Origin of the sequence: Bradyrhizobium sp. SZCCHNS30572 (assembly GCF_032484415.1) — a bacterium.
Lineage (GTDB): Bacteria > Pseudomonadota > Alphaproteobacteria > Rhizobiales > Xanthobacteraceae > Bradyrhizobium.
The window spans coordinates 69,099-81,989 of sequence record NZ_JAUESY010000009.1 but is presented as its reverse complement, the minus strand read 5'-3'; the positions used below and the strand labels follow the sequence as shown (position 1 = coordinate 81,989).

The following is a 12,891-nucleotide window of genomic DNA, read 5'->3' as shown; positions in this document are numbered from 1 at the left end:
ATGGCTCGTCCCGGATTGTATCGTCGTTTTCGCAAGCTCCTGATCGCCAACCGCGGCGAGATCGCCGTGCGCGTCATCCGCACGGCACGCGCGATGGGATTGAAGACCGTCGCGGTCTACTCCGAGGCGGATCGAAACGCGCTGCATGTCGCGCTCGCCGACGAGGCGGTGCTGCTCGGCCCCGCACGCGCCCGCGATTCCTATCTTAACATCGAGCGCTTGATCGAGGCTGCGAGGCAGACAGGCGCCGAGGCGGTTCATCCCGGCTATGGCTTCCTGTCCGAGAGCGCCGAATTCGCGCAGACCTGTCTCGACGCGGGCCTGGTGTTCGTCGGGCCGACGGCCGCGATGATCACCGCGATGGGTTCCAAGTCCGGCTCCAAATTCCTGATGGAGCAGGCCGGCGTGCCGCTGGTGCCCGGCTATCACGGCGAGGCGCAGGACGAGGCGACGCTCGCCAATGAAGCCGCGCGGATCGGCTTTCCCGTTCTGATCAAGGCCTCCGCCGGTGGCGGCGGCCGCGGCATGCGCGTGGTCAATGCAGCCGGCGATCTCGCTGATGCCGTCACCAGCGCCAAGCGCGAGGCCAAGGCGGCGTTTGGCGACGACCGTGTGCTGATCGAGAAATTCGTCCAGAACCCGCGCCACATCGAGGTGCAGATCATCGGCGACAGCCACGGCAATCTGGTGTCGCTGTTCGAGCGCGAATGCACCTTGCAGCGTCGGCACCAGAAGGTGATCGAGGAGGCGCCGTCGCCGACGCTGACGCCGGAGCAGCGGGAGACGGTCTGCGCCGCGGCGCGTCGCGCGGCCGGCGCGGTCAACTATGTCGGGGCGGGCACCATCGAGTTCGTCTCCGACGGCCGCGACGTGTTCTTCATAGAGATGAACACGCGCCTGCAGGTCGAGCATCCCGTCACCGAGTTGATCACCGGCGTCGATCTCGTCGAATGGCAGTTGCGCGTCGCCTTCGGCGACGCGCTGCCGCTGACGCAGGACCAGATCCGCTTGCATGGCCATGCCATCGAGGCACGCGTCTACGCGGAGAATCCCGCCAAGAATTTCATGCCCTCGGTCGGCACGATCAAGACCTGGCGGTTTCCCGCTGAAACCGGCGGCCTGCGCATCGATGCCGGCTATCGCGAGAGGGATGTGGTCTCGCCCTATTACGACGCGATGCTCGCCAAGATGATCGCCTGGGCGCCGACCCGCGAGGTCGCGATCGAGCGGCTCAACCGCGGCCTTGAGGACACCGACGTCCGAGGCATCGTCAGCAACATCCCGTTCCTGTCGTCGCTGCTAACGCATCCCGACGTCGTGGCCAACGCGATCGACACCGGTTTCATCGAGCGCCATCTGACACATCTGACCCCGTCGGGGGCGGTGGCCGGCGACCTCGAGCTCAGTGCCGCCGTCGCGGCCATTCTCATCGGCGAGCAGACCGCGGCCAAGGAGCAAGGCTCGCCGTGGCGCGCATCCGGTTGGATGCCGGTGGGGCTGCGGCAGCGCGTGTTCTCGTTCCGCCAAAGCGCGGCGAATGAACCGCGGACCGCCACGCTGGCCTATGGTCCCAGCGTGCAGCGCCTGTCGATCGAGGGTCGTGAGACCTCGTTCTCGGCACTTCCGACTGATGACGGCGGCTTCGACCTTGTGTGCGACGGCGTCAAATCCCATGTGGTGGCCGTCATCGAGGGCCATGAGCTGTACCTGCGGACCCGCAACGGCCGTTTCGATCTGCATTGGATCGATCCGTTCGGCGGTGACGACGAGGAGCAGGCCGGCGAGGACAAGATCGTGGCACCGTTGCCAGGGACCGTCGTGGCGCTGCTTGCGCAGGAAGGCGCCGTCCTGGAGAAGGGTGCGGCGATCCTGACGCTCGAAGTCATGAAGATGGAGCAGACCCTGCGGGCGCCGTTCGCAGGCCGGCTCAAGGCGATCAAGTGCAAGGTCGGCGACATCGTGCAGGAAGGCGTCGAACTGGCGGACCTCGAACCGTCCGCCTGATCCTCGAACCGAAGAGGTCGGCATGAGCGAGAGCGTGCGCATCATCGAAATGGGCCCGCGGGACGGCCTGCAGAACGAGAAGATGTCGATCAGCGTCGCCGATCGCATCGCCTTCGTCCGCGCGCTGGTCGCGGCGGGCCTGACCACGGTCGAGGTCGGCGCCTTCGTCTCGCCCAAGGCGATCCCGCAGATGGTGGGCTCGGACGAGGTCATGCGCAGCGTGGCTGCGCTGCCCGGCGAATTCCATGTGCTGGTGCCCAACGTGAAGGGCTATGAGGCCGCGCGCGCCGCCGGCGCCAGGGTGATTTCCGTGTTCACTGCGGCCTCCGAGAGCTTCTCCCGCGCCAACATCAACTGTTCGATCGCGGAGTCGCTGGAGCGCTTCAAGCCGGTGATCGCCCACGCCAGGACCGACGGCATCAGGGTGCGGGGCTACGTCTCCTGCGCGCTGGGCTGCCCGTATGAGGGCGAGATCAAGCCGCAGGCCGTAGCCGGCGTGGCCAAGGCGCTGTGGGATCTGGGCTGCTACGAGGTCTCGCTGGGTGACACGATCGGTGTCGGGACGCCGCTCAAGGCAAAGCAGATGCTGCGCGCCGTCTGCGACGACGTGCCGGTGACGCATCTGGCGATGCATTTCCACGACACCTACGGCCAGGCGCTGGCCAATCTCTATGCGGGCATGGAGGAGGGCGTCCGCGTCATCGATGCCGCGGCCGGCGGCCTCGGCGGCTGCCCGTTCGCGCCGGGCGCGACTGGCAACGTCGCGACCGAGGACGTCGTCTACATGCTCGAAGGCATGGGCATCCGCACCGGCGTCGACATGACGAAACTGCTGGCCGCCACCAACGACATGAGCCGGCTGCTCGGTCGGCCACCCGTCAGCCGTGTTGCAGCGGCGCTGAACGCGAAGATCAGGCGAATAGCGAATGGCGAGTAGCGAATAGGGGGCCCACTCGCTAGATCCCTATTCGCTACTCCCTATTCGCCATTCACGGGCCGCGTCAGCGGCTCAGATCCGGCCCCATCACGAGATCCGGCAGCGCCGTCGAGATCTGCGGCACGAAGCAGAGCAGCAGCACGGCGGCCATCATCAGCAGGACGAACGGCAGCGTGCCCCAGATCACCTCGCGCAGCGGGATGTCCGGCGCGACGTTCCTGATGACGAAGATGTTCAGACCCACCGGCGGGTGAATCAGGCCCATCTCCATCACGATCGTCATCACCACGCCGAACCAGATGATGTCGAAGTTTGCTGCCCGCAGAGGCGGCAGGATGATCGGGGCAGTCATCAGGATGATCGATACCGGCGGCAGGAAGAAGCCGAGCACGACCACCATCAGCAGGATCGCGAACAACAGTTCCCAGCGCGGCAGGTGCATCGCCACGATGGACTCCGCCACCGACTGCGAGATGTGCAGGTAGCTCATCACGTAGGAGTACAGCAGCGACATGCCGATGATCAGCATCAGCATGGTCGATTCGCGCAGCGTCGCCTTCATGATGGGCGCGAGATCGGCCGGGCTCCAGACGCGGTAGATGATCGCGATCAGCACGAGCGCGAGGATGCCACCGAGACCGGCTGTTTCCGATGGCGTGGCGAGGCCGCCATAGAGCGCGACCATGACGCCGGTCAGCAGCAGCACGAACGGAATCACGCGTGGCAGCACGGAGAAGCGCTGCGCCATCGTAAAATCGTCCTTGGTCAGGATGTCCGACCACGCGCCCGATTTCTCATAGACGGCTTTCGCGCGCGCATATTCCTGCCGGAAGCGCACCACCGAATAGACGCCGAACAGGGTCACCAGCAGCAGCCCGGGGCCGATACCGGCCAGGAACAGCCGTCCCAGCGATTTCTCCGCTGCGATCGCGAACAGGATCATCGTAATCGAGGGCGGCAGCAGAATGCCGAGCGTGCCGCCGGCCGCGATGATGCCGGCGGCGAAGCCGCCGGAATAGCCGCGCTTGCGCATCTCGGGAATTCCGGCCGAGCCGATCGCCGAGCAGGTCGCGGGGGATGACCCCGCCATCGCCGCGAACAGCGCGCAGGCGAACACGTTGGCGACGCCCAATCCGCCGGGCACGCGATGCAGCCACGCATGCAGCGCCGAGTAGAGGTCCTGGCCTGCGCGGGAGCGGCCGATCGCCGCGCCCTTGAGGATGAACAGCGGGATCGACAGCAGCGTGATCGACGCCATTTCCTCGTAGACGTTCTGCGTGACCGTATCGAGCGACGCGGCAGGCATGTAGATGGCCATGAACACGACGGCCACGGCGCCGAGCGCGAACGCGATCGGCATGCCCGCGAACATCGCAAACAGGGTCGAGAGTCCGTAGGCAACCCCAATTCCGAACACGCTCATCGACGCGCTCCGGTCAGCGGAGCCACGATCTGCAGCAGCATCTGCAGGCACAGCAGGGTCATCCCGGCGGCCATCAGGCCGTAAGGAATCGCCAGCGGCGGCGACCACATCGAATTCGAGACCTGACCATCGACCCAGGCCTCATGTGTCAGGGTCCAGGATTTCCAAGTAAAGAAGGCACAAAACAAAAAGCTCGCGACGTCGACCAGCCAGAGCCTGATCTTGTTGGCGAGCGGCGACATCAGCCCAACGAAGGCTTCGATGCTGACGTGGCCGCGATGCTCCTGCACATAGGCCGCAGTCATGAAGGTGGCGCCGACGAGCAAGAACACGGCGGCTTCGTCCTGCCAGTAGTTGGCGGCCTTGAACAGTGCACGGCCCGCCACGCTGTAGCTCAGGATGAGGCAGGCCGCGACCAGTGCGAACGCGGCCAGAACCACGATGATGCGATTGAGCAGCGAGACAACACGCTGGAGCGGCGCCAGCGGACCGCTGGCGCCGATGGCTGTCGTGGCCTCGGTATCGATAACGGGCGCGTGCATCAATCAGGCCGCGACGTCGGAAGCGAGCTTGAGGAGCTTGGCGCAGTTCGCAGACTTGCCGCCATAGTCCTTCCAGGCCGTGTCACGGGCAATGTCGCGCCATTTGTTGACGGTCTCGACATCGAGCTCCACAACCTTCGCGCCCGCCTTTTCGTAGACCTTGGCAACTTCGATGTCGTCGTCCTGCGCGCCCTTGCGCCCGAACGCCTCCATCTCCGCGCCGACCGCGAGGAGGATGTCCTGCTGGTTCTTCGGCAGCTTGTCGAACGAGGCCTTGGACATCATCAGCGGCTCGAGCATGAACCAGTACGACGCCTTGGCGCCGGAGGTCAGGGCCTTCGACACTTCCTCCAGGCGGAACGAGATCAGGCTGGTCGACGAGGTGATGCCGGCATCGCAGGCGCCGGTCTGCATCGCGGTGTAGATTTCGTTCGATGGCACCGACAGCACCGAGGCGCCGGCGGTCTGCAGCACCATGTCCATCTCGCGCGAGCCGCCGCGCACCTTCATGCCCTTGGCGTCCTCCGGCGTCACCAGCGGCCGCGATCGGCTTGCAACGCCGCCCGCCTGCCAGACCCAGGTCAGCAGGATGATGCCCTTGTCGGCCAGAAAATCGCTCAGCGTCTTGCCGACCGGCTCATTCTTCCAGCGCATGCCCTGGTCGTAGGTCGTGACCAGACCCGGCATCAGCGCGATGTTGGTCTCAGGCACTTCGCCGCCGGCGTAAGGCATCGGATAGAGGCTGATGTCGAGCGCGCCCTTCCGCATGGCCGAGAACTGCGCGACGGTCTTGATGAGCGAGGAGTTGGGATAGATCTCGGTCGCGATCTCGCCGCCGGAGCGCTTCGCAACCTCCTCGGAGAACACCCGGCAGAGCCGGTCGCGGAAATCGCCCTTGTCAATGGTGCCGCCGGGAAACTGGTGAGAGATCTTCAGCGTCGTTGCTGCGTGGGCCGTACCGGTTCCAAAACGCAGCATGGCCGGCGCAGCGAGCGCGGATGCGATGACATGACGGCGTGTGAGCATGAGATTTCCCCTGAACAACTTCTGGTTGGGTTCCCGACCCGGTTCGTTGGCGTGACTTATACCAGCCAATCTGTCGAGCTTACCTCTAGCCGAACTAGACAGTTCGTTCGAGGCCAAATGCATGGGAAGCGACATATTGCTGCGGCGCACGTACCGGCCTGTGAATCCCTTGCGCGGTTGTACTAACATGATCTTGCCGGGCAAAATTGTGTCCTCGATTCCGGAACGGGACGCATTCGAGTCAAATTTGATCGAACAAAATTCTCGCCCGCGCTCGTAACAATCGCCTTCATCGGAACGTCGATATCCAAGAACGGCGCGTCCGTCGCCGTCGAACCCCGTCATACGAAGGAGCGATCATCATGACCAATCGTAGCCGCCTCATCCTCAGTATCTCCGCTGCCGCCCTCGCGTTCAACGTGGCCGTCGCGCCGGCGGCCTTCGCGGAAGACAAGATGAGCAAGGACGATGGGATGAAAAAGGGCGCGATGTCCCACGACGGCATGAAGAAGGACTCGATGGCGAAAGACGCCATGAAGAAGGACGATGCCATGTCCAAGGACGGGATGAAGAAGGACGACGGCATGATGAAGAAGAACTAGCTCGTCTCGCACGGCATCGTGCGATGGGACGACCGTATCAGTCCCATCGCCGATGAATTGAGGAGTCGCGCGATGCCGGACGCGACGACGCGCAGGTCTGGTGGCGGCGACGTCGCCGCTTACTTCTTCTTTCCACGGGCCTTGCGCGCGGCGTAGCGCGCATCACGCTTCGCCTTCTGCTCGGCTTCCATCTCGGCCAAGCGGGCGGCTTCTTCTTCCGCCTCGCGCGCAAGCCGGGCACTCTCGGCGGCCTTGGCCTCTTCCTCGAGACGCTGCTGCTCAGCCTTGGCGGCCTCGCGCTCCAATCGCTGCTGCTCGCGGCGGGCGGCGGCGGCCTCGCGCTCCTGCCGTCGCTTCACGACTTCGGGATCGTCCGGTCCCGGCTGCGATTTGAACTTCTGCACGATGCTCTGGCGGGCCTGCTGCGCGGCCTTCTGCCGATCGGCAAATCCAGGTTCCTTGAATCCTCTCATGGAGACGTCGTCACTTCGCTATTTGGGTGTTCGATCAGGGTGTGGTCGGTCAGGGGCTGCACGCGCCGCCAGGCAATTCTTCCACGAGATCGTGAACACGAGCGGAGGCCGACGCGAGCCCGTGTGTATAGGATCGCATGCGTCGATGACAAATGCTTTATCGCCGCTCCTCCACATCCGTCCTGCCTGGCGCTTGCATGGCGCTCGCCGGAGGCTATGTAACCATCCCCGTCGCTGACGCAGGTCGGCCGGCCGTGAGTCGCTTCACGCCTCGCGGGCACCAGCGCACCGCCCGGGTGCGACATCCAACGGAGTTGACCGGCATGACCTCTGTTCGCCGCGGGCGCATGGCGCTCGGCCTCGCGCTCGTCGCTCTCGTGGTCAGCGCATGCGTGATGACGGCGGTCCTCGCCCGCCCGAGGCCCGTTTCGGCCGGTGTGCTGGGTTCCGAATGGGAATGCGGGCAGCTGTTCTGGGTGACGAGCTGTACCCGGATCGAATCGATCTCGCCGGCATCGCGCCAGCAGCAGCAACCGCACGGTGAGGCCGCTGGCCTGCGTGCCGCCTAGGCGCACCGGCGATGAGTACGCAGGGGCCGGATAGACGTGGCGCCGTGGCGGCACTCGTGTTCGCGGCGCTCGTCGTGGCCTTCGGCTTGTGGCTGGCCCGCAGCCTGACCTCCGCAAGCCGGATGCAGGACTGCCTGATGTCGGGACGAACCAACTGCAATGTGATCGTGCCCGACCGGTGACCGCCGATCTGCCCGTACCGGATCGGCAAGGCCGCGCCGGCGAGTTTGCATGATCGGAGCGGCGAATCAGCCGGCGTCTCGGTTAACCTGACGGCAGCAGGTTGACGGCAGCAGGTTGACTTGGCCGCAAAATCGTCGGGATTTTACCCGTTTGTCGCGCAAACTATGGTGTGTCCGGACCATCCACGCCGAAGCCGGCGATCCGGGATCATCAATCCGCATCACACCCCGCGTGCGCGGCAACCAGCGCAGACGGCGGGCGATCAAGGGTAGGGGAGAATGACGTTGTCCAACCAGAGCACACGGTGGCTGCCCGCGATCGCGATCCTGACCGCGGTCGTGATCCCCGCCCAAGCCTGGGCGCAAACCCAGGACCAGGCTGGTCCTGGCGCCGGGCATTCGCCCCAGGCCCGCCCGCCGGGTGTCATTCGCCAAGCGCCGACCCAGGGTGGGCAACCGGCCGGCCAGCCCCATGTCCAGATCCCGCGGCAAGCCGGCCCCATGGCCGGCCAGCCGCAGGGAGCACAGCCGGGCGCACCGCCGCGGGCTGCCGTTGGCCCTCAGGGACGTCCGCCGGGAGCCGGTCAGGGCTTCGCAGCGGGCCACGGCCCGGGCCCTGGTCCGGCGATGGCCGGGCGGGGACCGGATGCGCGTTATGCGCACGGCCGGGTCGCGGTGCGCGACTATGGTGGGCAGTCTTATCGCGGCCGGGTCGGCTGGGAGGGTGGCCGATGGCGGCACGAGGTTCACAACGGCCGCCCGGGCTGGTGGTGGGACGTCGGCGGCGTCTGGTACTATTATCCCGAGCCCATGGAAGGGCCGCCGACCTACGTGTCGGAGGACTATGCTGACGATGTGGTCTATGCGCCGTCGGCGGCCTACGAGGCGCCCCCGCCGGTTGCCTACGAGCCGGCGCCGCCTCCGGCCGAAGTCGATCCGGGCGCCAGCGCGCTCGGGGGCGCGATCATCGGCGGGGTGCTCGGCGGTATCCTCACCGGCAAGGCGGGCGGTGCCGCGGCGGGCGCCGTGCTTGGTGGTGCCACCGGCGCGATCGCCGGCGCTACGGCTGCGGCGCGACCAGGCTACTATCTATCGCAGGGCGATTGCTACTATCGATATCCGTCGGGAGAGTATGTGGCGGTCGATCCGCGCTCCTGCTACTGAGCGCTGCCGACGGTCGCGCTGCAGTGAGCTTGGTTGGCCGCTGCGGAGCTCTGGCCGAATCTCCGCAAAGCTCCGGAGCGGGAGTTGGAGCGAATCTTGATAGACTCCACTTCATTGTTCGTCACTGTTCGAGAGGTGAGAGCTCCGGGGCCATGACCAAGGCGTCCAAGCTGGTTGCCGCCAAGGGCGGAAGGGTTCTCCTGGTCCGGCGCCGGGCCGACGGGCGCTGGATGTTTCCGGGTGGCCGCAAACGCGCGCAGGAGACGGCGAAGGACTGCCTGAAGCGCGAAATCAAGGAGGAGCTTCCCAAGCTCAAGCTCGGCCGGCTGCGGCTATGGAAGGAAGTCACCGCCAAGAACAAGCGCTCGGGTCGCAAGATGAGCGACGCCATCTTCATCGCCAAGCATGCCAAAGGGCGCCTGGAGATCGGAGACAAGAAGGAGATCGACCGCGCGGTGTGGCAAAAGCCCTACGGACTCAGCCTGACGCCGACGTCGCGCTACATCCGCGATCAGCTGTTTCCACGAAAGTCGGACTGAACCATCGTATGCTGGGAACATCCCGGCCGCTTGGGCGTTATCTGCCCATGCCTTACGATAGCACAGACAGACAGCCTCGCGTCCTCACGCCGGAAGAGCGTCGGGCGCGTGACGCCACCCGCAGGGCTGATGCCGAGCAGGCCATGCGCGATCACGAGGCGGCCCAGCGGGCCTTTTACGCCAACCGCGAGCGGCTCAGGGCCGAGCGTCTGGCACGGGAGGCCGCCACCAAGTCGGGCTGACGGGCGTTCCTGTCAGCTCGCCTTGCGGCTCCGGAACGCGTTCGCCATCCGCAGGAACGCTTGATCCAGCAACGCATACATGTCGCCGGTGATGTCGCAATCGAACATCGCGCGGCGCATGCATGTCATCCACTCGTCGCGCTCGGCGTCGCCGATCGGATACGGACGGTGCGCGGACATGATGCAGCGATGTTCGGTCCGCTCGAAGTAAAGCGCTGGCCCGCCCAGCCATCCACTGAGAAATTCGAACAGTAACTGCTTGATCGGACCGAGATCGGCGTCGTGCATCGCGCGGATGCGACTGGCGCCGGGCTCCTGGTCCATGATGGTGTAAAAGCGCTCCGCCAGACGGCGCACGCCGGCTTCGCCGCCGACGAGCTCATAGGGCGTCGCCTCGTTCACAACTGCTTCTGCTTCGTTGGCCGAATTCGCTGCCGTCATCGCATCTCATTTCCGCTCGCCCCTCTGCAGCCAACAAGCGGCAGAGGTATGGCGCCTTGATCTGGATCAAGCGGGAAAACGAGCGTGCGTTCGGGCTAGCGGATGCTGGCTTTGACGAGGCGCTGCCGGTCGGTGTCGGCGGCGATCTGGCGCAGCGTCTGTCGGAGCAAAGCGAGGTCGACCGGCTTGGAGAACGGCGGATAGACGTTCAGGCCGAGGATCTTGCCGGCGCGGACCGTGACGTCGCGGGTTTGATCGTCGGAGCCGCTGATGATCAGCACCGGGGTGCGGGATTTGATGTCCGCCAACAGCTGCAACACCTCGGTGCCGGAGCGCTCGCCGAGATTCAGGTCGAGCGTGATGCATTCGAAATTGCGCCGGCGCAGCACGCTCATCGCGCCGTCGACCGAGTTCACGCCGGTCGTCGCAAAGCCTGCCTGCACGGCGATCTTGCGCAGGATCGACAGATGAACGTCGGCATCTTCGATCACGAGAAGTTCGTTCAGCATGGTCCCCGCGCGGCTGGTGTGTCGGCTACAGATGGACCCGCGGAACTTAAGAGGGGGTTTCTGATTTCCTCGTAAACATTCGGTCCCGTAGAACAACGGAAAATCTGCACGCTATCCGCCATTGCCGCGGCGTCGCGCGGCTCAGAACGGCCGCCGGCTCGACATCGCATGGGAGGAGTCCGACAGATTGGTCGGCGGCGCCGAAGCGGGCGGTGGCAAGCGGCCGCGCGATTGGCGCCAGTGCTGGACGTGCAGAAGGATGCCGGCCACCAGCAGCGGCGCGACGGCGGCCACCGCCAGCAGCGGCGACAGCGGCTTGGGGGTGACCATCTCCATCGTCATCTCGCAGACCATCCAGATGGCTGCGGACGCCAGCACGAAGTCGCGCGAGGGGATGCGGAGCCAGTACAGGAAGCCGGTGATGATCGCGGCCGGCGCAATGATCGGGCCGATCATGTAGAAGTTCAGCTCGGGCGGCGTCACGGCGTCCAGAACCATCGATGCCAGCAGCCACAGGCTGAGGAACATCACAACGCCGTCGACGTATCTCATGGCCAACCTCCGCCGCGACATTTTGGCGCAATCTTTGTCCGGTTTATGGCTGTTCCGTCAAGGGCCATGGCGTCCCGCGCCGATTTGCAGCCCGATCCGGTGGATTATCGCCCACGGCCAGGGACCGACCAGTTCCTGGTTCCACGACCATCCCCTGCTCAATCCGCCGAAAACCCGAACGGAACCGACGACGTCCTGAAATCGTCCGGCAGGATCTCGCGCCCGATCGGCGGCGCGGAGCGTGCCGCGCATTTCGGCCGGTGGCAGACCCGGCAGGCGACGCCGATCGGCGTCGGCGCGTCGGCGTCAGGCCCGTGGCCGTCGCGGGTATAGATCAGCTGCCCCGCATGCTCGGCGGCGCAGCCGACCGCAATCGCCCGCTCGACGCGCACCGCGCCGTAGGAGCCACCGCCGGCGGTCACCGTGCGCGCGATCGAGAAGAAGCGGCGGCCGTCCGGCAGCTCCAGCCATTGCGTCACGATCTGGCGCGGCGTCTTGAAGATGCCGTGCACCGACCACAGCGGGCAGGCGCCGCCATGCCGGGCGAACGGGAAGCCGGCGCCGTCGAGCAGCTTCGACACGTTGCCGGCGGGATCGACGCGGATCAGGAAGAACGGGATCCGCTCCGCGCCCGGCTTCTGCAGGGTGGTGACGCGATGCGCCGTCTGCTCGAAGCTGGTGCCGAACTGCCGCGCCAGCGCCTCGAGATCGTAGGCCCTGGCATCGACGGCTTTGGCGAAGATCGAATAGGGCATGATGATCGCAGCCGCCGCGTAGGCCGCGAGCGCGCGGCGCGCCAGCAGCTCGGCGGTCTTGCTGGCGAACTTGCCATCCTCGAGTGCCGCGCCGATTTCGGTGTCGAGCTCGAGATAAGCGAGCTGCCGGGCGAGCTCGAATTTCAGGCTCGCGCTGTCCAGCGAGTCCTCGATCAGCAACTGACGGCGGTGCAGGTCGAGCCGCCTGAGCGAGCCGAGCATCACGTTCGGCGGCATGTAGCGGACCTGGAGATTATGCCGGGCGCGAAAGCGCTCGATGAAGCCGGCCGGCCCGGCGGAGACCTGCGGAGCCCCCGTCGGCGCCCCCTGGAAGATGGCCTGCGCCAGCCGCTCGGCGGCATCGTCGAGCTGGGCAAAGTTGTTACGGCGGGCGGCGAGGAAGCGGCGGACATCGGCGACGGGATCGTTGGCGTCGAAGCCGTCATTGCCAACGCGCGGCGCGCTGCCGGCCGGCACCGGAGCGCGCTGCTCGGCCAGCGCGAGCTGCTCCTCGCGATACGCCGTGTAGAGGCGCAGGAAGGCCTCGGTCATGCCGGGATAGCTGACGGCGAGATCGCTGATCTCCAGCGCGGGGATGTCGATGTCGGAGAACATCGGGTCCTTGAGGACCGACTGCATCCGCGCGGTGTGGTCGGCGCCGCCGTCGCCGGCGAGATCGGCGAGGTCGATCTTGTAGGTCCGCGCCAGCCGCAGCAGCATGTCGGCCGTCACCGGCCTCTGGTTCCGCTCCAGGAGCGCCACGTAAGGCGCTGAGATTTCGAGGTCCGCGGCCATGTCGGCCTGGGTCAGGCCGAGCTCGCGCCGGAGCCGGCGCAGGCGCGGGCCCATGAAGATCGATCGTGCCGTGGCGGTGGTCATGGCCAAATCCCGGTTTTGTAATCTCCTTACAGCTATACACGAGAGGTTTGTA

At 65.9% G+C, this 12,891-nt stretch carries 16 protein-coding genes; 8 read left to right on the top strand and 8 right to left on the bottom strand.

What is annotated here, in order from left to right; genetic code table 11:
- Entirely contained in the window at window positions 1–2,004 is a 2,004-nt protein-coding gene (locus tag QX048_RS25400) for an acetyl/propionyl/methylcrotonyl-CoA carboxylase subunit alpha (protein WP_315826910.1), read from the top strand.
- A 22-nt stretch (window positions 2,005–2,026) separates the two neighbouring features.
- Window positions 2,027–2,941, top strand: coding sequence for a hydroxymethylglutaryl-CoA lyase (locus QX048_RS25395; protein ID WP_315826911.1), 915 nt, complete (start codon window positions 2,027–2,029; stop codon window positions 2,939–2,941).
- Between the two features lie 64 nt (window positions 2,942–3,005).
- Here QX048_RS25395 and QX048_RS25390 read toward each other — a convergent pair whose 3' ends face one another.
- Genes QX048_RS25390 through dctP form a run of 3 tightly spaced genes read right to left on the bottom strand, consistent with a single transcriptional unit; the run spans window position 3,006 to window position 5,932 of the window.
- Window positions 3,006–4,364 carry a TRAP transporter large permease gene (locus QX048_RS25390; protein WP_315712058.1) on the bottom strand — a complete coding sequence of 453 codons (1,359 nt, stop codon included), beginning with the start codon at window positions 4,362–4,364 and terminating at the stop codon, window positions 3,006–3,008.
- A complete protein-coding gene (locus tag QX048_RS25385) occupies window positions 4,361–4,906 on the bottom strand; it encodes a TRAP transporter small permease (RefSeq protein ID WP_315751628.1) in 546 nt (181 codons plus the stop codon). Before QX048_RS25385 ends, QX048_RS25390 begins: the two co-directional genes overlap by 4 nt.
- A 3-nt stretch (window positions 4,907–4,909) precedes the next feature.
- The gene (dctP, locus tag QX048_RS25380; RefSeq protein ID WP_315826912.1) at window positions 4,910–5,932 is read right to left on the bottom strand and encodes a TRAP transporter substrate-binding protein DctP; all 1,023 of its coding nucleotides are present in this window, start codon (window positions 5,930–5,932) and stop codon (window positions 4,910–4,912) included.
- Window positions 5,933–6,294: 362 nt separating this feature from the next.
- Here dctP and QX048_RS25375 point away from each other — a divergent pair, with 362 nt between their 5' ends.
- Window positions 6,295–6,534, top strand: a complete 240-nt coding sequence (locus QX048_RS25375; RefSeq protein ID WP_315826913.1) for a pentapeptide MXKDX repeat protein — start codon at window positions 6,295–6,297, stop codon at window positions 6,532–6,534.
- A gap of 119 nt (window positions 6,535–6,653) precedes the next feature.
- On the opposite strand, the gene QX048_RS25370 is transcribed toward QX048_RS25375, so the two are convergent.
- Window positions 6,654–7,007 carry a DUF6481 family protein gene (locus QX048_RS25370; protein WP_315712052.1) on the bottom strand — a complete coding sequence of 118 codons (354 nt, stop codon included), beginning with the start codon at window positions 7,005–7,007 and terminating at the stop codon, window positions 6,654–6,656.
- 323 nt (window positions 7,008–7,330) lie between these two features.
- On the opposite strand from QX048_RS25370, the gene QX048_RS25365 reads away from it, so the two are divergent.
- The 5 genes from QX048_RS25365 to QX048_RS25345 all read left to right on the top strand — a co-directional run bounded on the left by QX048_RS25365 (window position 7,331) and on the right by QX048_RS25345 (window position 9,703).
- Window positions 7,331–7,576: a hypothetical protein gene (locus QX048_RS25365; protein ID WP_315712050.1), complete on the top strand. Its 246-nt coding sequence runs from the start codon at window positions 7,331–7,333 to the stop codon at window positions 7,574–7,576.
- 44 nt (window positions 7,577–7,620) lie between these two features.
- Entirely contained in the window at window positions 7,621–7,758 is a 138-nt protein-coding gene (locus QX048_RS25360) for a hypothetical protein (RefSeq protein ID WP_315826914.1), read from the top strand.
- Window positions 7,759–8,037: 279 nt separating this feature from the next.
- Entirely contained in the window at window positions 8,038–8,922 is an 885-nt protein-coding gene (locus QX048_RS25355; RefSeq protein ID WP_409999247.1) for a hypothetical protein, read from the top strand.
- Between the two features lie 152 nt (window positions 8,923–9,074).
- Complete coding sequence (locus tag QX048_RS25350; protein ID WP_315712048.1) at window positions 9,075–9,461, top strand: NUDIX hydrolase; 387 nt, start codon at window positions 9,075–9,077, stop codon at window positions 9,459–9,461.
- A gap of 47 nt (window positions 9,462–9,508) precedes the next feature.
- On the top strand, window positions 9,509–9,703 hold the full coding sequence (locus QX048_RS25345) for a hypothetical protein (protein WP_315712046.1): 195 nt from the start codon (window positions 9,509–9,511) through the stop codon (window positions 9,701–9,703).
- A gap of 12 nt (window positions 9,704–9,715) precedes the next feature.
- Here the strand turns inward: QX048_RS25345 and QX048_RS25340 are convergent, their stop codons facing one another.
- From QX048_RS25340 to QX048_RS25325, 4 genes are all read right to left on the bottom strand, one after another.
- Window positions 9,716–10,144 carry a group II truncated hemoglobin gene (locus QX048_RS25340; protein WP_316200763.1) on the bottom strand — a complete coding sequence of 143 codons (429 nt, stop codon included), beginning with the start codon at window positions 10,142–10,144 and terminating at the stop codon, window positions 9,716–9,718.
- Between the two features lie 95 nt (window positions 10,145–10,239).
- A complete protein-coding gene (locus QX048_RS25335) occupies window positions 10,240–10,653 on the bottom strand; it encodes a response regulator (protein WP_315712626.1) in 414 nt (137 codons plus the stop codon).
- 141 nt (window positions 10,654–10,794) lie between these two features.
- Entirely contained in the window at window positions 10,795–11,205 is a 411-nt protein-coding gene (locus QX048_RS25330; RefSeq protein WP_316170498.1) for a hypothetical protein, read from the bottom strand.
- A 158-nt stretch (window positions 11,206–11,363) separates the two neighbouring features.
- Complete coding sequence (locus tag QX048_RS25325; protein ID WP_315826916.1) at window positions 11,364–12,839, bottom strand: short-chain fatty acyl-CoA regulator family protein; 1,476 nt, start codon at window positions 12,837–12,839, stop codon at window positions 11,364–11,366.
- Window positions 12,840–12,891: the final 52 nt, after the last annotated feature.